The sequence below is a fragment of the Streptomyces sp. TRM68416 genome (genome assembly GCF_014596915.1).
In the GTDB taxonomy this organism is placed as follows: Bacteria; Actinomycetota; Actinomycetes; order Streptomycetales; family Streptomycetaceae; genus Streptomyces.
This window is the reverse complement of sequence record NZ_JACVWU010000004.1, coordinates 366,114-384,982: the sequence shown is the minus strand read 5'-3', so window position 1 is coordinate 384,982 and position 18,869 is coordinate 366,114. Positions and strand designations below refer to the sequence as shown.

Annotated in this window: 22 protein-coding genes; 8 read left to right on the top strand and 14 right to left on the bottom strand. The window is 71.2% G+C overall.

Going from position 1 to position 18,869, the window contains the following annotated elements:
• Window positions 1–41: 41 nt before the first annotated feature.
• On the bottom strand, window positions 42–1,619 hold the full coding sequence (gene dacB, locus ICC28_RS09425; RefSeq protein ID WP_188287972.1) for a D-alanyl-D-alanine carboxypeptidase/D-alanyl-D-alanine-endopeptidase: 1,578 nt from the start codon (window positions 1,617–1,619) through the stop codon (window positions 42–44).
• A 79-nt stretch (window positions 1,620–1,698) separates the two neighbouring features.
• Between dacB and ICC28_RS09420 the strand changes: the two genes are divergently transcribed.
• Both ICC28_RS09420 and ICC28_RS09415 read left to right on the top strand, forming a co-directional pair.
• A complete protein-coding gene (locus ICC28_RS09420; protein ID WP_015658794.1) occupies window positions 1,699–2,190 on the top strand; it encodes an inorganic diphosphatase in 492 nt (163 codons plus the stop codon).
• Between the two features lie 108 nt (window positions 2,191–2,298).
• Window positions 2,299–3,969: a threonine/serine exporter ThrE family protein gene (locus ICC28_RS09415; protein WP_188287971.1), complete on the top strand. Its 1,671-nt coding sequence runs from the start codon at window positions 2,299–2,301 to the stop codon at window positions 3,967–3,969.
• Window positions 3,970–4,009: 40 nt separating this feature from the next.
• On the opposite strand, the gene ICC28_RS09410 is transcribed toward ICC28_RS09415, so the two are convergent.
• Window positions 4,010–4,876 (bottom strand): DedA family protein, encoded by an 867-nt coding sequence (locus ICC28_RS09410; RefSeq protein ID WP_188287970.1) that lies wholly within the window; start codon window positions 4,874–4,876, stop codon window positions 4,010–4,012.
• Between the two features lie 192 nt (window positions 4,877–5,068).
• Window positions 5,069–5,833 (bottom strand): MerR family transcriptional regulator, encoded by a 765-nt coding sequence (locus ICC28_RS09405; RefSeq protein WP_188287969.1) that lies wholly within the window; start codon window positions 5,831–5,833, stop codon window positions 5,069–5,071.
• 121 nt (window positions 5,834–5,954) lie between these two features.
• Here ICC28_RS09405 and ICC28_RS09400 point away from each other — a divergent pair, with 121 nt between their 5' ends.
• Window positions 5,955–7,238, top strand: a complete 1,284-nt coding sequence (locus ICC28_RS09400) for an ion channel protein (protein ID WP_188287968.1) — start codon at window positions 5,955–5,957, stop codon at window positions 7,236–7,238.
• Window positions 7,239–7,837: 599 nt separating this feature from the next.
• Here the strand turns inward: ICC28_RS09400 and ICC28_RS09395 are convergent.
• The 6 genes from ICC28_RS09395 to ICC28_RS09370 all read right to left on the bottom strand — a co-directional run bounded on the left by ICC28_RS09395 (window position 7,838) and on the right by ICC28_RS09370 (window position 13,346).
• Window positions 7,838–8,599 carry an ABC transporter permease gene (locus ICC28_RS09395; RefSeq protein WP_317453986.1) on the bottom strand — a complete coding sequence of 254 codons (762 nt, stop codon included), beginning with the start codon at window positions 8,597–8,599 and terminating at the stop codon, window positions 7,838–7,840.
• Window positions 8,596–9,549, bottom strand: a complete 954-nt coding sequence (locus tag ICC28_RS09390; protein ID WP_188287967.1) for an ATP-binding cassette domain-containing protein — start codon at window positions 9,547–9,549, stop codon at window positions 8,596–8,598. The genes ICC28_RS09395 and ICC28_RS09390 overlap by 4 nt, the downstream gene beginning before the upstream one ends.
• A 71-nt stretch (window positions 9,550–9,620) precedes the next feature.
• Window positions 9,621–10,262: a PadR family transcriptional regulator gene (locus tag ICC28_RS09385; RefSeq protein WP_188287966.1), complete on the bottom strand. Its 642-nt coding sequence runs from the start codon at window positions 10,260–10,262 to the stop codon at window positions 9,621–9,623.
• 26 nt (window positions 10,263–10,288) lie between these two features.
• On the bottom strand, window positions 10,289–10,825 hold the full coding sequence (locus ICC28_RS09380) for a DinB family protein (protein ID WP_188287965.1): 537 nt from the start codon (window positions 10,823–10,825) through the stop codon (window positions 10,289–10,291).
• A 103-nt stretch (window positions 10,826–10,928) separates the two neighbouring features.
• Window positions 10,929–12,389 (bottom strand): aldehyde dehydrogenase family protein, encoded by a 1,461-nt coding sequence (locus tag ICC28_RS09375; protein ID WP_188287964.1) that lies wholly within the window; start codon window positions 12,387–12,389, stop codon window positions 10,929–10,931.
• A 132-nt stretch (window positions 12,390–12,521) separates the two neighbouring features.
• Window positions 12,522–13,346, bottom strand: a complete 825-nt coding sequence (locus tag ICC28_RS09370; protein ID WP_188288066.1) for a helix-turn-helix domain-containing protein — start codon at window positions 13,344–13,346, stop codon at window positions 12,522–12,524.
• 332 nt (window positions 13,347–13,678) lie between these two features.
• Here ICC28_RS09370 and ICC28_RS09365 point away from each other — a divergent pair, with 332 nt between their 5' ends.
• Window positions 13,679–14,197 carry an ATP-binding protein gene (locus tag ICC28_RS09365; protein WP_188287963.1) on the top strand — a complete coding sequence of 173 codons (519 nt, stop codon included), beginning with the start codon at window positions 13,679–13,681 and terminating at the stop codon, window positions 14,195–14,197.
• A 96-nt stretch (window positions 14,198–14,293) separates the two neighbouring features.
• Here ICC28_RS09365 and ICC28_RS09360 read toward each other — a convergent pair whose 3' ends face one another.
• The 5 genes from ICC28_RS09360 to rpmG form a co-directional block, all read right to left on the bottom strand.
• Complete coding sequence (locus ICC28_RS09360) at window positions 14,294–14,563, bottom strand: DUF397 domain-containing protein (RefSeq protein WP_188287962.1); 270 nt, start codon at window positions 14,561–14,563, stop codon at window positions 14,294–14,296.
• Between the two features lie 251 nt (window positions 14,564–14,814).
• Window positions 14,815–15,048, bottom strand: coding sequence for a 30S ribosomal protein S18 (rpsR, locus tag ICC28_RS09355; protein ID WP_188287961.1), 234 nt, complete (start codon window positions 15,046–15,048; stop codon window positions 14,815–14,817).
• Between the two features lie 6 nt (window positions 15,049–15,054).
• A complete protein-coding gene (locus ICC28_RS09350) occupies window positions 15,055–16,179 on the bottom strand; it encodes a CobW family GTP-binding protein (protein WP_188287960.1) in 1,125 nt (374 codons plus the stop codon).
• On the bottom strand, window positions 16,179–16,427 hold the full coding sequence (locus ICC28_RS09345; protein ID WP_188287959.1) for a type B 50S ribosomal protein L31: 249 nt from the start codon (window positions 16,425–16,427) through the stop codon (window positions 16,179–16,181). Before ICC28_RS09345 ends, ICC28_RS09350 begins: the two co-directional genes overlap by 1 nt.
• Before the next feature lie 6 nt (window positions 16,428–16,433).
• Entirely contained in the window at window positions 16,434–16,598 is a 165-nt protein-coding gene (gene rpmG / locus ICC28_RS09340; RefSeq protein WP_003999141.1) for a 50S ribosomal protein L33, read from the bottom strand.
• Window positions 16,599–16,660: 62 nt separating this feature from the next.
• On the opposite strand from rpmG, the gene rpmB reads away from it, so the two are divergent.
• From rpmB to ICC28_RS09320, 4 genes are all read left to right on the top strand, one after another.
• A complete protein-coding gene (gene rpmB, locus ICC28_RS09335) occupies window positions 16,661–16,897 on the top strand; it encodes a 50S ribosomal protein L28 (protein WP_188287958.1) in 237 nt (78 codons plus the stop codon).
• Window positions 16,897–17,202, top strand: a complete 306-nt coding sequence (gene rpsN / locus ICC28_RS09330; RefSeq protein ID WP_188287957.1) for a 30S ribosomal protein S14 — start codon at window positions 16,897–16,899, stop codon at window positions 17,200–17,202. The genes rpmB and rpsN overlap by 1 nt, the downstream gene beginning before the upstream one ends.
• A 522-nt stretch (window positions 17,203–17,724) precedes the next feature.
• Window positions 17,725–18,234, top strand: a complete 510-nt coding sequence (locus ICC28_RS09325; RefSeq protein ID WP_188287956.1) for a hypothetical protein — start codon at window positions 17,725–17,727, stop codon at window positions 18,232–18,234.
• A gap of 116 nt (window positions 18,235–18,350) precedes the next feature.
• The gene (locus ICC28_RS09320; RefSeq protein WP_188287955.1) at window positions 18,351–18,863 is read left to right on the top strand and encodes a DUF4232 domain-containing protein; all 513 of its coding nucleotides are present in this window, start codon (window positions 18,351–18,353) and stop codon (window positions 18,861–18,863) included.
• Window positions 18,864–18,869: the final 6 nt, after the last annotated feature.

Sequence of the window (18,869 nt, the reverse complement as noted above, 5' to 3'; positions counted from 1 at the left end):
GCACTTCCAGACGACACAGCACGGCACTTCCAGCGGAGCGCTCAGCGGCAGCCGCAGGCCGCGAGTGCCGTGGCCGTGCTGTCCAGCGCCGACTGTGCCGCCCCCCGGTCGGTCGTCCCGGCGGCCAGGAAGGCGAAGGCCAGGAGGTGGCCGTCCTGGTCCACGACGGTTCCGGCGAGTGCGTTCACGCCGGTCAGGGTGCCCGTCTTGGCGCGTACGACGCCGGCGGCGCCGTCCGTGTAGCGGCTGGTCAGGGTGCCGGTGAAGCCGGCCACGGGCAGGCCGGTGAGGACCGCGCGGAGTTCGGGGCGGGAGGGGTCGGCGGACTTCGCCAGGAGGGCCGTGAGCAGGCCGGTGGTGAGGCGGTCGTCGCGGTCGAGGCCGCTGCCGTCCTTGAAGCGGGCGCCGGAGACGGGCAGTCGGAGCTGCTTCAGCCGGTCGTGGATCGCGCGGCCGGCGCCGTCGAAGTCGGCGCGTTCGCCGGTGGCGACGGCGGTGTGGCGGGCGAGGGCCTCGGCGATGTCGTTGTCGCTGTGCGTCAGCATGCGTTCGACCAGGGTCGACAGCGGGGGCGAGGAGACCGTGGCGAGGGTCCGGGCGCGGCCGGTCGCCTTGGAGGGGCCGGGGGACGTCGTGGTGATGCCGTGGTCCTTCAGGAGCGCGGCGAACGTGCGGGCCGCGTCCGCCGCCGGGTCCGCAACGCGCGGGGCCGGGCCGGCGTTCGAGTCGTCGGTGCGGCCCTCGTCGGCCATCAGGGCGGTGACGGGGGCGAGGTTGTCGTTGACCCCGATCGGGTGGATCTCGTCGCGCGCGTAGAGGGTCGTGTCGTAGGAGAGCGTCACCTCGGTGATGCGCTGCTTCTTCAGGGCGGCCGCCGTGTCGGCTGCCAGGGTGCGCAGGCTCGCCCAGCCCTCGGCGTCCTCGCGCGCGGTGAGCGTGGGGTCGCCGCCGCCGACCAGGACGAGTTCCCTCGTGTCGGGTTCGAGGGCGGCGCGCGTGGTGAGGCGGTGGTCGGGGCCGAGGGCGGACAGGGCCGCCGCGGCGGTGGCGATCTTCGTGGTCGAGGCGGGGACGAACGCCTCGTCGGCGCGCGTCCCGTAGAGCCGCTTTCCGGTCGTCACGTCGACGACGGCCGCGGTGTGGCGGGCGCCGAGCGCCGGGACGTCCAGGAGGGGCTTCAGGAGGTCGGAGAGGGCCTTCTCCGCCGGTGCCGTCCGTGCGCTGTCGGCGGTGCCGCCGAGGCCGGTGAGGACGGATGCGGCGCTGGGGGCGGGCCGGGGTGCCCTGGACGTCGTAGCGGAAGTACGACCGTGATCTGTGCCACCCGTGTGGTCCCGGGCGGCTGCCCGGTCCTTCTCGGCCGTACGCTGACCCGAGGAGTCCCAGGGGCCGGCGGCGGTCACCACGGAGGCGGTCAGTGCCAGTCCGGCGATGGCGGCGCCGGCGGTGTACTGCCAGGTCTTCACCGTTGTGACCTGCGTCGATACCGCTCGGCCGAGTCGTGCGGCCTGTGGCCCCACGGCTGTCGCGGCCCGCGCGAGACGGGGGCGTACGGCGCTCGCGACCCGCGCCACATGCGGTCTCGCGGCCCGCCACGGTCTCAGCTCCGGCACGACCACCAGCCCCTTTCGCGATCACACACGTGCGTGAGGGACACTTAACCACCAGAACTATGTGCTGATCATGGAGGAGCCACCGGTGGAGTTCGACGTCACGATCGAGATTCCGAAGGGTTCGCGGAACAAGTACGAGGTGGACCACGAGACCGGTCGGATCCGCCTGGACCGTCGCCTCTTCACCTCGACCGCCTACCCGACCGACTACGGCTTCGTCGAGAACACCCTCGGCGAGGACGGCGACCCGCTGGACGCGCTGGTCATCCTGGACGAGCCGACCTTCCCGGGCTGCCTCATCAAGTGCCGTGCGATCGGCATGTTCCGGATGACGGACGAGGCCGGCGGCGACGACAAGCTGCTGTGCGTCCCGGCGACGGACCCGCGCCAGGAGCACCTGCGGGACATCCACCACGTGTCGGAGTTCGACCGCCTGGAGATCCAGCACTTCTTCGAGGTCTACAAGGACCTGGAGCCCGGCAAGTCCGTCGAGGGCGCCGACTGGGTGGGCCGTACCGAGGCCGAGGCCGAGATCGAGCGGTCCTACAAGCGCTTCAAGGACCAGGGCGGCCACTGAGCCTGCAGTCCACTGACGGGTCGCACGCACACGCGTGCGGCCCGTTCCGGTTTCTGTGCGCATACTGAGGCTTGGCCTTGAGGCGTCGTACAGGGAGCGCTGCGCAAAGTGACGGATGCGGAGGACCGCAAGCCGCAGTCGGACGAGGCGAGCGGCACGTTCGACCCCGAGATCACATCCGAGTTCGCCCTTCCCGAAGGGCTCGCGGTCCCCAGGGGCGGCGGCGAGTCGGAGACGTCGTCCGAGTTCGCCCTCCCGGAGGGTCTGGACGTGCCGGCGGGGCCGACCGCCGAGCCGGAGGGGTCGGCGTTCAGCGCGCCGAGCACCTACCACAGCAAGGACGCGCCGCCCGCGTTCACCCCGGCGGGCGGGGTCCCCACGGTCGGCCTGACGAAGAACGTGCCGTGGCAGGACCGGATGCGCACGATGCTGCGCATGCCGGTGGCCGAGCGGCCCGCGCCCGAGCGGCCGCACAAGGCCGAGGAGGACGAGGGCCCCGCGGTCCCCCGGGTGCTCGACCTGACCCTGCGTATCGGCGAGCTGCTGCTGGCGGGCGGGGAGGGCGCGGAGGACGTCGAGGCGGCGATGTTCGCGGTCTGCCGGTCCTACGGCCTCGACCGCTGCGAGCCGAACGTCACGTTCACCCTGCTGTCGATCTCCTACCAGCCCTCGTTGGTGGACGACCCGGTGACGGCGTCGCGGACGGTCCGGCGGCGCGGTACCGACTACACGCGGCTCGCGGCCGTGTTCCGGCTGGTGGACGACCTCAGCGACGCGGAGACCCATGTCTCCCTGGAGGAGGCCTACCGGCGGCTCGCGGAGATCCGCCGCAACCGGCACCCCTACCCGACCTGGGTGCTGACCTCGGCGAGCGGGCTGCTGGCGGGGGCGGCCTCGGTGCTGGTCGGCGGTGACGCGATCGTGTTCGTCGCCGCCGCGCTCGGCGCGATGCTCGGCGACCGGCTGGCGTGGCTGTGCGCGGGGCGCGGGCTGCCGGAGTTCTACCAGTTCACGGTGGCGGCGATGCCGCCGGCCGCGATAGGGGTCGCGCTCAATCTCGCGCACGTGGACGTGAAGGCGTCCGCGGTCATCACCGGCGGGCTGTTCGCGCTGCTGCCGGGGCGGGCGCTGGTGGCGGCCGTGCAGGACGGTCTGACCGGCTTCTACATCACCGCCTCCGCGCGCCTGCTGGAGGTCATGTACTTCTTCGTGGGGATCGTCGCCGGGGTCCTGATCGTCCTGTACTTCGGCGTGAACCTGGGCGCCAAGCTGAACCCGGACGCGGCCCTGCACATCTCCGAGCGGCCGCTGTGGCAGATCGGCGCCTCGATGCTGCTGTCGCTGACGTTCGCGGTGCTGCTGCAGCAGGAACGGTCCACCGTGCTGGCCGTGACCCTGAACGGCGGTGTCGCCTGGTCGGTCTACGGCGCCCTGCGCTACGCCGGCGAGCTGTCGCCGGTCGCTTCCACGGCCGTCGCGGCGGGCCTGGTGGGCCTGTTCGGGCAGCTGCTGTCGCGGTACCGGTTCGCCTCGGCGCTGCCGTACACCACCGCGGCGATCGGGCCCCTGCTGCCGGGGTCGGCCACGTACTTCGGGCTGTTGTCCATCGCGCAGAACGACGTGGACAAGGGGCTGGTGTCGCTGGCCACGGCGGCGTCCCTGGCCATGGCCATCGCGATCGGGGTGAACCTGGGGTCGGAGATCTCGCGGTTGTTCCTGCGGCTTCCGGCCGGGGCCGGGGCGGGGCGCAGGGCGGCGAAGCGGACCAGGGGGTTCTGATCCGCGGCGCCTCGGTTCCCGCGCCCCTGACGGGGTGCTTCTAGTACCCCTGGTTGTGCGGGTACTGGTTGTTCTGCGGCTGGCCGTACTGCTGCTGCGGCGGGGGCGCGTAGCCCTGGGGGTACTGCTGGGCGTACGGCTGCTGCGGGGCGTACGGCTCCTGCTGGCCGTAGTACTGGTTGCCGTACTGCTGGGGGGGCTCCTCCACCGGGTCGATGCGGCGGAGCTGGGTCGTCGCGTCGTCCATGACCGGAGGCACCACGGCCGGGGGCTCGGCCGCCGCGCGCTTCTTCTTCTTCGAGCGCTCGCGGAGGTACTCGACGATGATCGGGACGACCGAGGCGAAGACGATCAGGACGAGGATCGCCTCGACGTTGGTCTTGATGAAGTCGATCTGGCCGAGCCAGTAGCCGGCGAGGGTGACGCCCGTGCCCCAGACGATGCCGCCGATGATGTTGTACGTGAGGAACGTGCGGTACTTCATGCGGCCGGCGCCCGCCACGATGGGGGCGAACGTGCGTACGATCGGCACGAAGCGGGCCAGGACGATCGCCTTGGGGCCGTACTTCTCCATGAACTCGTGCGCCTTCTCCAGGTTCTCCTGTTTGAAGAGCCTGGAGTTGGGGCGGTTGAAGAGCTTCGGGCCGAAGAACTTGCCGATCGTGTAACCGACCTGGTCGCCGATGACCGCGGCCAGCACGATCAGGGTGCACACCAGCCACAGCGGCTCACTGATGTAGGTCCCCTCAGCCACGAAGAGGCCCGCCGTGAACAGCAGGGAGTCGCCGGGGAGGAAGGCGAAGAGGCCGGACTCGGCGAAGACGATCAGCAGGATGCCGGGCAGGCTGAAGGTCTCGATGAGGTAGTCCGGGCTGAGCCACTCGGGGCCGAGCGCAAGGGTGGTCACGGGATTGTGGCTCCTGCGGGTGGGGCGGGCGGGGGAGGTGGTCAAACGTACCAACGCGGCACTGGTACCAACGCAGCGCTGGACGCCCAGGTTCCATGGGTTCCCACAGCATGCCCTGTGGGCCTGCCCGGACCAAGCCGTGCGGCCCGGTCCGGGCGGACCGCATCCGTCATCGATCCCTCACCGACTCCGTCACCGGGAAGAGTGACGGGCCGCGTTCGCCTTGATCGCGGTCCTGAGATGCTCGGCGAGACCGGGGCTCATGGAGTCGTAGTGGGCCTTGAAGCGCTCGTCCGAGACGTACATCTCGCCCAGGCCCTCGTGCATCTCGTACGAGCACGCGTAGAACCATCGGCAGATGTGCTGCCGGTGCTCCTCGGCCAGCTCCATCGCGGCCTCGCCGGTCGGCGGCTCACCGGCGGCCACCAGGGCGCCGTAGCGCTCGGCCCAGGCGGCCACCTCGGCCTGCATGCGCTTCCAGTCGTCCTTGGTGTAGGCCGCGGTGCGGCGCTGCGACTCGGCGTACGCCTCCGTGCCGCCCCAGCGCTGCTCCGCCTCCTCGGCGTACTGCTCGGGGTCGTGGTCGCCGAAGACCTCGAACCGCTCCTCGGGCGTGAGGTTGATCCCCATCCTGCGTGCCTCCATGGCGTGCTCCACGGCCGCGGCCATCTTCTGCAGCTTCTCGATCCGGGCGGTCAGCAGTGCGTGCTGGCGGCGCAGATGCGCGCGCGGGTCCGCGTCCGGGTCGTCGAGCAGGGCCGCGACCTCGTCGAGCGGGAAGCCGAGCTCCCGGTAGAACAGGATCCGCTGCAGCCGGTCGAGGTCGGCGTCGCTGTAGCGCCGGTGGCCCGCGTGGCTGCGCTCGCTCGGGGCGAGCAGGCCGATGTCGTCGTAGTGGTGCAGGGTGCGCACCGTGACCCCGGCGAAGCCGGCCACCTGTCCCACGGAGTAGCTCACTTCCGCTCCCTTCTCGGTACGCCCTCCACGGTGAGCCCTCACGTCACGTGAGGTGCAAGCCCGCGTGCCGACGGGCGCCGTTTGGGATGTTGAGTCCGCTTTGCCCGCTTATCGTGTGCCCGTGGATCAGGACACCGCGCGGCAGGCGCCCGCCACTCCCTCGACGCCGGCACGGGCGCTGCTGCCGTTGATCCTGCCTGCTCTGGTGGTGGGCGTGGCGGCGAGCCTGCTGTTCCTCGCGGTGAGCGGGCTGGCGGAGGCCCTCCAGGACGTGCTGTGGCAGGACCTGCCGGACGCGCTGGGCGTCGGCCGGTACTCGGCGCTGTGGATGATCGTCATGCTCACCTCGACCGGGGTGCTGGTCGGTCTCGTGGTGTGGAAGGCGCCCGGGCACGCGGGGCCGGATCCGGCCACCACCGGTCTGGAGACGGTCCCGCTGCCGCCGGTGGTCCTGCCGGGCCTGGCGCTGGCGGCGACGCTGATGCTCGCGGGCGGGCCGAGCCTGGGCCCGGAGAACCCGATCATCGCCGTGAACGTGGGGCTCGCGTACTGGCTCGGGCGCCGGTTCCTGCCCCGGCTGCCGGGCGGGACGTGGGTGGTGCTGGCGGAGGCCGCGACGATCGGCGCGCTGTTCGGTACGCCCGTGGCGGCGGCGCTGGTGATCTCGGAGGCACTGGCCGGGCGGAAGGCCCCGGGGGCGCTGTGGGACAACGTCTTTGCGCCGCTCACCGCGGCCGCCGCCGGCGCGATGACCACCACCCTGGTGGCCGAACCGAGCTTCGACCTCGGCCTGCCCGCGTTCGGCCGGCCCGGCTGGGGCGATCTGCTCGCCGCCCTGGTGATCGCGTCGGCGGGCGCGCTGCTCGGCATGGCGGCGGTGTACGCCTTCCCGTACGTGCACCGCGCCTTCTCCCGTCTCGGGCACCCCATGGTGGTGCTTCCGGTGGGCGGACTCGTCCTGGGCCTGCTCGGGGCCCTGGGCGGCCATCTGACGCTCTTCAAGGGGCTGGAGGAGGTCGGGGAGCTGGCCGCCGATCCCGGAGGCTGGTCGGCGGGCGAGTTCGCGACGATGACGGTCGTGAAGCTGGCCGCGCTGCTCGTCGCCGCGTCCTGCGGCTTCCGGGGCGGGCGGATCTTCCCGGCCGTGTTCATCGGGGCGGCCCTCGGCCTGTGCGCCCACGCCCTGGTGCCGGGGGTGCATCCGGCGGTCGGCATCGCGGCGGGCGTGCTCGGCATGCTGCTCGCCATCACCCGGCAGGGCTGGGTGAGTCTGTTCGTCGCCGCCGTCCTGGTGGCCTCCCCCGCGATCCTCGCCCTGCTCTGCATCGCGTCGCTGCCCGCCTGGCTGCTGGTGACGGGCCGGCCGCAGATGCAGCTGCGCGGGGACGGCAGTCCGGTCCGCTGAACCCCCTTCGCCAGGCGGAGACTTCGATGCCGCTGCCCAAGGGGCCCGGCAGGCCCGGGGAGTGCGTGCCCGCTGTCCGGGCACCCCTTCCACGGGGCGGCGGACCGGGTCGGCGGCGCTGGTGCCCGCGTACACCCGCCCGGCGGACCGCGAGGATCCCTCCGTCGGGCCGGGACACGGGCCCGGCGACCGCCTTCCGTCACCGAGCGGGCGAGCCCAGGGTGAAGGCGTGCCAGTGCACTCCGTCGGCGGCGAACCGACGCTGTGGGACCGGCCGGGGAGATCGGGGGCCGACGGGATGCGGGGCGGCCGGTCCGCCGGGCGCCCCCGGGGCCGCTCGGCGCCGCCCGCGCGCTCGCGCTCCTTTGTCGCGTCAGCGGCGCACGCGGTCAGACGCAGGGCCGCCCCGACGGCCCCGGCCAGCGCCTTCAGCGCCCTCAGCCGCCCCAGCACCCCCGACGCACCACGCTCCCGCACCATCTGAAATCCCATGGTTTCCCCCGATCTGCGGTGTCCAGCAGGCAATTGCTACTTCTGATACACCGCAGACCGGTTCGGGGTTCCCTCCTCCGGCGGACCGATCGCGCGGAGCCCCGGAACTACTTGCTCAGGCCCGCGAACCGCCGTACCGCCAGCGGGAAGAACACCGCCAGCAGCGCCAGCGGCCAGGCGACCGCCGCCCACACGTGCCCCGCCTCGCCGCCCGGACTGCCGAACAGGTCGCGTACGGCCGTGGCCGTGTGGGACATCGGGTTCCACTCGACCACCGTGCCCAGCCAGCCCGGCATGGAGTCGGGGGTGGCGAAGGCGTTGGAGAGGAAGCCGACCGGCCAGACGAGGATCTGGACGGCCTGCACCATCTCCGGCTTCCCGGCGACCAGCGCCAGTTCGATGCCGATCCACAGCATCGCGAACCGGAACAGCAGCAGGAGTCCCACGGCGGCCAGGAACGGACCCGCGCCGCCGTGCGCCCGCCAGCCGAGCGCGTAGCCCATGCCGATCATCACGGCCAGGCCCAGCACCGACTGGAGCATGTCGGCGACCGCCCGGCCCACCAGCACCGCGCCGCTCGCCATCGGCATCGAGCGGAAGCGGTCGACGACGCCCTTGTCGAGATCCCGGGTGACGGCGATCATCGTGCCCTCCAGGCCGAAGGCCATGGTGAGCGCGAGCATGCCGGGCACCAGGTAGCCGAGGTAGTCGCCGTCGATGCCGCGGCCGCCGCCCATCAGGTAGCCGAACATCAGCAGCAGCATCACGGGGAAGACCAGGTTGACGACGACCTGCACCGGCTGCCGTGCCCAGTGGGCGAGTTCGCGCCGGGTCATGGTCCAGGAATCGGTCAGCGCGTAGCTGCTCACGCGGCCTCCTTCACTCGGGGGTCGCCGGTGAGATGCAGGAACACCTCGTCCAGCGTCGGGCGCCGCAGCACCACGTCCTCCGCCTCGATGCCGGCCACCTCCAGGGCCCGTACGACCCCGGAGAGAGCCGCCATGCGGTCGGTGACCGGGGCGCTCAGCCGACGGCGGTCGGTGTCGACCGAGACGCCCGCCGGGTCGAACGGCAGCAGTGCCACCGCCGCGCCCAGTTGGCCGGCGTCGCGCAGGACGACGTCGATGCGGTCGCCGCCGGTCGCCGCCTTCAGTTCGTCGGCCGTGCCGTCCGCAACGACACGGCCCGCGTCGACGACCGAGATGCGGTCGGCGAGCTGGTCGGCCTCCTCCAGGTACTGCGTGGTGAGCAGGACCGTCGTACCGCCGCCGACCAGGGAGCGGACCGCGGCCCAGACCTCGGCGCGGCCGCGCGGGTCGAGGCCGGTGGTGGGCTCGTCCAGGAACAGCACCTCCGGGTCGGTGATCAGGGACGCGGCGAGGTCCAGGCGGCGGCGCATGCCGCCGCTGTACTGCCGTACCGCCTTGCGGCCGGTGTCCGCGAGGCCGAAGCGCTCCAGCAGTTCGTCGGCCCGCACGCGCGCGTGGCGGGCGCCCAGGTGGTAGAGGCGGCCGAACATCTCCAGGTTCTGGCGGCCGCCCAGCTCCTCGTCGAGGGCCGCGTGCTGGCCGAGCAGGCCGATGCGGAAGCGGACCGCGCGGGCCTGCTTCAGCACGTCGTGCCCCGCCACTTCGACCCGGCCTGCGTCCGGCCGCAGGAGCGTCGACAGGATGCGGACCAGAGTGGTTTTGCCGGCGCCGTTCGGTCCGAGGATCCCGTGCACCGTGCCGCGCGCGACCAGCAGGTCGAGCCCGTCCAACGCCTTCTTGTCGCCGTACTTCTTGTGTGCGCCTTCGACGGTGATCGCCGTGTCGGCCAACAGAACTCCCTCGCTAGTCAAACTTGACTACGAAGGCAACATATCCCCCCGACCGCATTCGTCAAACTTGATTAGTGCGCATCCCCGGGATGCCGCTCGCCCGTCCCGTACGGGTTCTCCTGATCGTCCGCCAGCACGGCCACGAAGGGCTCACCCTCCCCCGCGAACGTGTAGGCCCCGCCCTCGATCCGCTCGATCAGGCCCCCGGTCCACTCGGCCTCGGCGTCGGCCGTGTGGAGCCAGAGGTTCATGATCTCGCCGATGTGGCCGAGCTGCCCGGGGCCGTCCTCGGGGACGTAGTGCTCGGTGACGGCCCCGCGCCACTCCTCGATCCGCCGGATGCGCTCCTTGAGCAGGGCCACCGTCTCCTCGCGCGGCAGGTCGACCATGAATCCGATGGCCGCCGACTTCATGTCCGTCTTCTGGTCGTACGAGGTCAGTGCCTCGCGCACCAGTCGGAGGTACTCCTCGGTGCCCTGCTCGGTGATCTCGTACTCGGTGCGGGGCGGGCCCCCGGCGGTGGACGGCGCGATCTCGTGGGCGTGGAGCAGTCCCTGTTTCGCCATCTGTTTCAGGGCGTGGTAGATCGAACCGGGCTTGGCGTTGGACCACTCGTGCGCGCCCCAGTACTCCAGGTCGTTGCGCACCTGGTAGCCGTGGGCCCGCCCGTGCTGGCGCACCGCGCCCAGCACGAGGAGACGGATCGCTGACATGCGCTCCAGGTTATGACCCGCGGGCCTCAGCCTTCGGCGAGGGCCACCAGTTCGAAGGCCGTCTTGCCGTCGAGCGACTCGCGGACGATGTCGGCGTGGCCCGCGTGCCGGGCGGTCTCCCGGATCAGGTGCAGGACCAGCCAGCGCACGGACACGCGCTCGTCCTTCGGGAACCAGGGCTGGTCCGGCAGCGCGAAGGTGTCGTCCAGACTCGGCACCGAGCGGACGAACTCCTCCGTCACGGCGGCCACCTTCTCCCAGTAGTCCAGCTGCGAGGCGACCGTCTCGCCGTCCACCAGGACGAAGCACTCGTGCCAGTTGGACTGGTCCCGCTTGACCGCCGGCGGCTCGCCCTTGGCCAGCGAGACCCAGTACTGCTCGACCTCGGCCACGTGCTTGACCAGCCCGGCCAGGGACAGCTCGCTGGCGCTGGGCCGCGAGGACGCCTGCTCGTCCGTCAGCCCGAGCACCGCCCGGCGGATCCCGCCGCGCTGCTCGGTCAGGAAGTTGAGCAGGGCACCGCGCTCGTCGCCGTGCGCCTCTGCGGGAACGTGGGTGACCATGGCCGGCCGCCTTTCGTCGGGGTGACTCCTTGCCTGACACCGACGAAACTACGGGCCATCGAGGACAGCTACGGTCCTCAATGGCCCGCATGGAGCGAAATACTCAGAACGGGAACCCGCTCCGCCCGTGCTGCACCGAGATCCACTTCACCGTGGTGAACGAGTCCAGCATCGTCTCGCCGTTCAGGCGGCCCACGCCGGAGCTCTTCTCGCCGCCGAAGGGGACGATCGGCTCGTCGTGGACGGTGCCGTCGTTCACGTGGAACATGCCGGTGTCGATCCGCTTGGCGAAGGCCACGCCCCGCTCGATGTCGCCGGTGTGGACGGCGCCGCTCAGGCCGTACGGCGTGTCGTTGACCAGGCGTACGGCCTCTTCCTCGCCCTCGAAGGGGATGAGGAAGGCGACCGGGCCGAAGACCTCCTGCCGGAGCAGGGCGGAGTCGGCGGGCAGGCCGGTCAGGACGGACGGCTCGATCAGGTTGTCGGTGGTGGTGCCGTGCACCAGGGCGGTCGCGCCCTCCGCGATCGCCTGCTCGACGACGCCCGAAATGGCGTCCGCCTGCGAGGAGTTGATGACCGGGCCGATCACGGTCTCCGGGTCGCGCGGGTCGCCGGTCTTGAGGGTCCTGACCTTGGCGACGAACTTCTCGGTGAACTCCTCGGCGACCGAGCGGTCGACCAGGACGCGGTTGGCGGCCATGCAGACCTGGCCCTGGTGGACGTACCGGCTGAAGACGGCCGCGTCCACGGCGTAGTCGATGTCGGCGTCGTCGAGGACCACCAGCGCGCTGTTGCCGCCGAGTTCGAGGACCGAGCGCTTGAAGTGCGAGGCGCAGACGGTGGCGACGTGGCGGCCGACCTTGTCGGAGCCGGTGAAGGAGATGACCTTCGGGACCGGGTGCTCGATGAAGGCGTCGCCGATCTCGGCGATGTCGGTGACGACGACGTTGAGCAGGCCGGCGGGCAGGCCCGCGTCCTCGAAGATCTTCGCTACCAGGGTGCCGCCGACGATCGGGGTGTTCTGGTGCGGCTTGAGGACCACGCCGTTGCCGAGCGCGAGGGCCGGGGCGACCGACTTCAGCGACAGCAGGAAGGGGAAGTTGAAGGGGCTGATCACACCGACCACGCCGACCGGGACGCGGTAGACGCGGTTCTCCTTGCCGTCGACCGGCGAGGGGATGATCCGGCCCTCGGGGCGCAGCGCCAGGTGGATGGACTCGCGCAGGAACTCCTTGGCGAGGTGGAGTTCGAACCCCGCCTTCAGTCGCGTACCGCCGAGTTCGGCGATGATGACCTCGGCTATCTCCTGCTCGCGGTCCTCTATCAGGCGCAGGGCCTTCTCGAACACGCCGCGGCGGGCGTACGGGTTGGTCGCGGCCCACTCCTTCTGGGCGCGGGCGGCGGCCCGGTAGGCCTGATCCACCTCGTCGACCGTGGCTATGGTGATCGACGCGAGCTTCTCACCGTCGTACGGGTTGAAGTCGATGATGTCCCAGGAGCCGGTGCCCGGGCGCCATTCACCGTCGATGTACTGCTGAGCCAGGTCGGTGAAGTAGGACGACATGTGATCCCTCAATCCCCAGCAGACACCCTGATCCCGGTCGATCGCTCCTGATCGCCTTCAAGCGCCGCTGATCGCCATCGATCGCTGCTGACCAATCTGCACGGTCTGATCGCACGTCATCGTACTTGTGTTTCAAGAGAGTTGGAGGAGACCTCGGAGAAGGTCGCGGCTCTCGTCCGGCCCCGGGCTGTCCTGCTGGAGCTCCTTGAGCGCCTTCTCGTACTGGGTGACGTCCTCGCGCTTGTCCAGGTACAGCGCGCTGGTGAGCTGCTCCAGGTAGACGACGTCGGAGAGGTCGGACTCGGGGAAGCTGAGGATCGTGAAGGCGCCGGACTCGCCCGAGTGCCCGCCGAAGCTGAACGGCATGACCTGCAGCCGTACGTTGGGGCGTTCGGAGACCTCGATGAGGTGCTGGAGCTGCCCCCGCATCACCTCGCGGTCGCCGTAGGGGCGGCGCAGGGCGGCCTCGTCGAGGACGATGTGGAACTCGGGGGCGTTCTCGTCGACGAGGTGCTTCTGACGCTCCAGGCGCAGCGCCACTCGCCGTTCGACGTCGGCCTCGCTCGCGCCCTTCATCCCGCGCCGGACCACCGCGCGGGCGTAGGCCTCGGTCTGCAACAGGCCGTGCACGAACTGCACTTCGTAGGCGCGGATGAGGGAGGCGGCGCCCTCCAGGCCCACATAGGTGGGGAACCAGCTGGGCAGCACGTCGGAGTAACTGTGCCACCAGCCCGCGACGTTGGCCTCCTTGGCGAGCGAGAGCAGCGAATTGCGCTCCACCTCGTCCGTGATGCCGTACAGCGTCAACAGGTCTTCGACGTCCCTGGTCTTGAAGCTCACCCGGCCCAACTCCATCCGGCTGATCTTCGACTCGGACGCGCGGATCGAGTACCCGGCGGCCTCGCGCGTGATCCCGCGTGCCTCCCGCAGTCGCCTCAGTTGCGAGCCGAGCAGCATGCGCCGCACCACCGATCCGGGCTCTCCCGCGCTCACGTTCGCCAGCCTCCCCAACTCTTTCAGGGCCCGAAGTCTGCCACTAAATCACTCCGAGCTGTACTCGTCTGATTACAGAGATGGAAAGAAGCCAAAGATTTCCATCAGGAAGGGAGAGCAAGAAGGCAAGTCGAGGGTGTGAGGATGGCGGAAAAAATGGCCAACAAGCGGTACGGGAGGGCCCAATTCGGTCACGTGCACGTGCATCTGCCCTTGCATCTGCTGTACGCATCCGAAACCATGGTCCCGCGCAACCGCTGCATCGCAACGACCGCGAATTCCCGGGAGTGCCTCGCATGGGGACGAATGGATCGACCATGCTCAAGCCGTTACGGCAGGGCCTTCCGCCGCTGGATCCCGCGGCCGCGTCCAACGCCGCTTCCTGCGCCCTTCCCGCCCGCTACGAAGCGGTGCGCGAAGCACGGCGGTTCACCCGCAGAACCCTCGACCAGTGGGAGACGGGCGACCGCTTCGACGACATCTGCCTGGTCGTCTCCGAACTCGTCACCAACGCGCTGCGCCACGCCCTGCCGGCCGGTGCCGCGCGGGTACCGGAGCAGTCCCCGCCCGTGCGGCTGCACCTGATGCGGTGGACCGAGCGGCTGGTGTGCGCGGTACGCGACCCGAGCCACGACAGCCCGGTCGCGCGCGACGCGGAGGAGGACTTCTCGGCGGAGTCCGGCCGCGGCCTGTTCCTGGTCGACTCCTTCAGCGACAGCTGGGGCTGGCACCCGCTCGCGGGCACGCTGAACGGCAAGGTGGTCTGGGCCCTGTTCCGCCTGCAGGTGCCGCCGCAGGCGAGCTCCGCGGACTGAGGAACCACGGCACTTCGGGGTACTGCGGTTCTACGCGCGTCAACAGAGGAAACACGCCGTTCGCCGCGGAAGGTCCGCCGCTCGACCGGCGGCGCTTCAGCCCACGATCAGGTGGTCGAACTCGCCGTCCTTGACGCCCAGCAGCATCGCCTCGATCTCCGCGCGCGTGTAGACGAGCGCGGGACCGTCGGGGAAGCGTGAGTTGCGTACGGCCACGTCCCCTCCGGGCAGCCGGGCGAACTCCACGCAGGAGCCCTGCGAATTGCTGTGCCTGCTCTTCTGCCAGGCGACGCCACTGAGGCGGGCGGCGGCCATGCCGTTGTACACGCCGGACGCGTCGTCAACGTCGTACACGTCGTGGTCCACAGGTCGCTCCCCGGTGGTGCACTGGCTGGTGTGGCCATTGATGCAGCGGTCAACTGACCCGGATCATAACCCTGTTCATGTGCGGATGCATGAGCAGATGCACGTGCACGCGGGGTGTTCCTGCGATTACAGCCGCGGCGGCCCCCCACGTTCTAGGGACAGAGACGCACGCAACGCCCTTGTTGTTCCAACTTTCATGCACAAACCCCCGTCCGGCGCCTGCGGACGGGGGTTGTCGGAGGTCAGGGGGATCAGCGGCTCGCGTACGGCAGCAGCGCCATCTCCCGCGCGTTCTTGATCGCCCTGGCCAGCTGCCGCTGCTGCTGCGCGGAGACCCGGGTCACGCGGCGGCTGCGGATCTTGCCGCGGTCGGAGATGAACCGGCGCAGCAGGTCGGTGTCCTTGTAGTCGATGTACTCGATCCCGGCCTGGTCGAGCGGGTTCGGCCGGTTCTTGGCGGGCTTGCGTTCCGTCTTGCGGGACATGGGGGTTCAGACCTCCAGGAGGGTGTCGAAGGCGGGCGGGAGCTGCTTCCAGGCGTCGCGCCCGGCGGCGTACTCGGCGTCGGTGAGCAGGCAGGACTCCAGCAGCTCGGCCAGGCCGTCCCGGTCCAGGCCGGGCGAGGTGAAGACGAGGTGCTGGCAGCAGTCGCCGTGCTCGGGGTGCCAGTCCAGCGCGGCGGCGGCGCGGCGCACCGGCGGGACCATCTCCCAGGCGGCGTCCGGGAGCGAGGCGAGCCAGGGGCCCGCGCTCTCCACGCACAGGGCGCCGCCCGCGGCGTCCCAGTGCAGCAGGACGTCGGGCTTGTCGGCGAGCCAGAACCGGCCCCGGCTGCGCGCCGCGGCGCAGGTCAGGTCCTCCAGCGCCTGGTACAGCCGCTCGGGGTGGAACGGCCGGCGGCGGTGCCACACCAGCGTCGACACCCCGTGCGCGTCGGCCTCGGCGGGCAGCAGCGCGCAGGCCGGGTGCTGGGCGGCGGCCGCCGCCTCCACATCGAAGCCGGCGAGTACGGCGCCCGCCAGGTCACCGTGGCCGATCAGGACCTGGCGGGCCGTCGGGTGCAGCTGGGCCAGCAGCTCGCGGTCCTCGTCGTCGGCCTCCTCGGACTCGACGAGGGCGAGGACGGGCGCGTACTCCAGCTGCCGGGCGAAGGTGTCGGCGACCGTGCGCTGGTCGGTGGCGGCTGCGGCGAGGCCGCCGTCGGCCAGGTCGTCGCCGTTGGCGAGGTAGGGCAGCAGCAACGCCGGGTCCACGGCCGTGACGACGCCGGTGACGGTGAGGCCGCCGGCCGCGACGACCTCCGCCATCGCCTTGGGCTCGACGGAGTCCCACAGCTCGACGACCGCGAGCGGGGTGTCACCGGCGTCCCGGATGCGCTCCAGCTCCGGCACCAGGTCCTCGCGCAGCGCGCAGCAGGCGCAGTCGTTGACGAGGGGTGCCTCGCCGGCGTCCCGGATGCCGGTGGCGTCGCGGATCGTCCGTACGACCGTGCCGGCGGCGGCCGTCGCCAGGTCGTGGTGGAGTACGACGCTGCCGGGCACCTCGGCGAGCAGCCGGTCCACGGCCGCCTTGCGGGCGTCGGCGTGCAGCCCGCCGACGATCACGACGGGGAGCATCAGTCCTGCTTTCCGTACCGGCGCTCGAAGCGCTCGACGCGGCCGGCGGTGTCCAGGACGCGGGCCGTGCCCGTGTAGAAGGGGTGGCTGACGTTCGAGATCTCGACGTCCACGACCGGGTAGGTGTTGCCGTCCTCCCACTCGATCGTCTTCTCGCTCGTCATCGTCGAGCGGGTGAGGAAGGCGTAGTTCGCGGCCCGGTCACGGAAGACGACGGGGCCGTACGGGGGGTGGATTCCCTGGCGCATGGCGGTTCAGCGCTCCTCTCGGAAGTCGACGTGGCGGCCGACGACCGGGTCGTACTTGCGCAGGGTCATGCGGTCCGGGTCGTTGCGGCGGTTCTTGCGGGTCACATAGGTGTAGCCGGTGCCGGCGGTGGACCGGAGCTTGATGACCGGGCGGAGTTCGTTGCGAGCCATGCTGGTATCTTACTGAAAATGAATTCCATTTACACACCCCGTTCGAGAGAGGTGCATCACCCGTGTCCGCCCACTGCATGCTGACCGGCGCCCGGCCGGGCTTCGGCAACACCATCTCCTTCTCCCACCGGCGGACCTCCCGCCGCTTCGACCCCAACATCCAGGCCAAGCGGTACTGGTTGCCGAGCGAGGGCCGGTACGTCCGGCTGAAGCTGAGCGCGAAGGGGATCAAGACCGTCGACACGATCGGCATCGAGGCGGCCGTGGCGCGGATCCGCGCGCGGGGGGTGCGGGTCTGATGGCGAAGAAGAGCAAGATCGCGAAGAACGAGAAGCGGCAGGAGATCGTCGCGCGGTACGCCGCCCGACGCGCCGAGCTGAAGGAGATCATCCGGCGGCCGTCGTCGACCGACGCCGAACGGCTCGCCGCCCGGCGGGAGCTGGACCGGCAGCCCCGCGACGCGAGCCCCACGCGCGTGCGCAACCGCGACCAGGTGGACGGCCGCCCGCGCGGGTACTTCCGGGCGTTCGGGCTGTCCCGGGTGTCCCTGCGGGAGCAGGCGCACGCCGGGTTCCTGCCGGGGGTGCGCAAGTCCTCCTGGTAGTCGTGCGCGGGGTTCCTGCCGGGAGCAGGCGCACGCCGAGGGGCTGCCCGGGTGCGCGGGTTCCCTCGGCAGTCGTGCACGGAGGTCCTGCCGGGAGCAGGCGCACGCCGAGGGGCCGCCCCGGTGCGCGGATTCTCTCGGCAGTCGTGCACGGAGGTCCTACCGGGAGCAGGCGCACGCCGAGGTGCTGCCCCGGTGCGCGGGTTCTCTCGGCAGTCGTGCACGGAGGTCCTGCCGGGAGCAGGCGCACGCCGAGGGGCCGCCCCGGTGCGCGGATTCTCTCGGCAGTCGTGCACGGAGGTCCTGCCGGGAGCAGGCGCACGCCGAGGTGCTGCCCCGGTGCGCGGGTTCTCTCGGCAGTCGTGCACGGAGGTCCTGCCGGGAGCAGGCGCACGCCGAGGGGCTGCCCGGGTGCGCGGGTTCTCTCGGCAGTCGTGCGCGAACTCACAGGTTCCCCGCGGGTTACGTGCTGGTAGCTTGCTGCGGTCGGAGCGTCCGATCCGCTCACCTTGGGGGCCTGCAGTGACTTCGGCGACGTACACGCGCGTGGTGCGCGAGCGAGGGCGGATCGCGGCGGCGGCCGCGGGGCTTACGTGTGCGCTCGTGCTGGGCGGTTGCAGTGACGGCGGTTCCTCGGACGAGGCCTCGCCCAGTCCGAGTGCCACGCCCTCCGCCACGCAGACCGCGGACACCGGCGGGGGCGACGGCGGTACGGCCTCCCCCGCCGGTGACCTGGAGGGCAGCTGGCTGGCGACCACCGACGGCAACGCCGTCGCGCTGGTCGTCACCGGCAGCCGCGCCGGTCTGTTCGCGACCGGCGGGACGGTGTGCAGCGGCACCGTGGACGACGGCGAGACGATTCGCCTCACGTGCACGGACGGCAGCAAGGACCGGTCGACCGGGACGGTCGACTCCGTCGGCAAGACGCGGCTCAAGGTCACCTGGGAGGGCGGCCTCGGCTCCGAGACGTACCGGAAGGCCGAGGGCGCCGAGCTGCCGACCGGACTGCCGACGGACGGTCTCGGGTCGTGACCCACGGTTCGTGATCTTCGGGGATCCTCGGATCCCCAGGGGTCGGCAACCGGCTCGGAGCCGTATGCGTGATGATCCATGCACGCGATCAGCTCCGCACCCCCCGAGGACACCACATGCGCGCCACCGTCTTCCGCCTCCCTGCCCTCGCCGCCCTCTCCGCGGCCCTTCTGCTGACCTCCTGCAGTGACGGAGGAAGCGACGAGGGCGGCGATGCCACGGCCGCCTGCGCGCTCGGCAGGATGGACGTCCGGGTCGGTCCCGCCAACGCCGCGCCCGCCGCCGGAGACACCGGCAACGTGCCCGTCACCCTCACCAACACCGGCCCCGAGTGCACCCTGGACGGCCTGCCGGCCGTCACCCTCAAGGCGGGCGACACCTCGGCGGAGGTCTCCCCCGACCCCGCCGCCACCGCACGGAAGCTGACGCTCGCCGAGGGCGGCTCGCTGTCCTTCACCGTCACCTACGCGCGCGGGGAGGGCGATCAGAGCCTCGCGGCGAAGACGGCCGAGTTCACCCTGCCCGGCGCCGACACGACGGAGGACTTCCCGTGGTCGTACGGCGATGTGGCGCTCAAGGGCGGGAAGCCGGATGCCACGGTGAGCGGGTTCCTGCCGACGGGTGACTGAGGCCGC

Excerpts from the sequence above, each read along its gene's own strand:
- ICC28_RS09385 (WP_188287966.1), bottom strand. The coding sequence starts at position 10,262 with ATGTCAGCGATCCGTCTCCTCGTGCTGGGCGCGGTGCGCCAGCACGGG.
- ICC28_RS09380 (WP_188287965.1), bottom strand. The coding sequence starts at position 10,825 with ATGGTCACCCACGTTCCCGCAGAGGCGCACGGCGACGAGCGCGGTGCC.
- ICC28_RS09375 (WP_188287964.1), bottom strand. The coding sequence starts at position 12,389 with ATGTCGTCCTACTTCACCGACCTGGCTCAGCAGTACATCGACGGTGAA.
- ICC28_RS09370 (WP_188288066.1), bottom strand. The coding sequence starts at position 13,346 with ATGCTGCTCGGCTCGCAACTGAGGCGACTGCGGGAGGCACGCGGGATC.
- ICC28_RS09365 (WP_188287963.1), top strand. The coding sequence starts at position 13,679 with ATGGGGACGAATGGATCGACCATGCTCAAGCCGTTACGGCAGGGCCTT.
- rpsR (WP_188287961.1), bottom strand. The coding sequence starts at position 15,048 with ATGTCCCGCAAGACGGAACGCAAGCCCGCCAAGAACCGGCCGAACCCG.
- ICC28_RS09350 (WP_188287960.1), bottom strand. The coding sequence starts at position 16,179 with ATGCTCCCCGTCGTGATCGTCGGCGGGCTGCACGCCGACGCCCGCAAG.
- ICC28_RS09345 (WP_188287959.1), bottom strand. The coding sequence starts at position 16,427 with ATGCGCCAGGGAATCCACCCCCCGTACGGCCCCGTCGTCTTCCGTGAC.
- rpmG (WP_003999141.1), bottom strand. The coding sequence starts at position 16,598 with ATGGCTCGCAACGAACTCCGCCCGGTCATCAAGCTCCGGTCCACCGCC.
- rpsN (WP_188287957.1), top strand. The coding sequence starts at position 16,897 with ATGGCGAAGAAGAGCAAGATCGCGAAGAACGAGAAGCGGCAGGAGATC.
- ICC28_RS09320 (WP_188287955.1), top strand. The coding sequence starts at position 18,351 with ATGCGCGCCACCGTCTTCCGCCTCCCTGCCCTCGCCGCCCTCTCCGCG.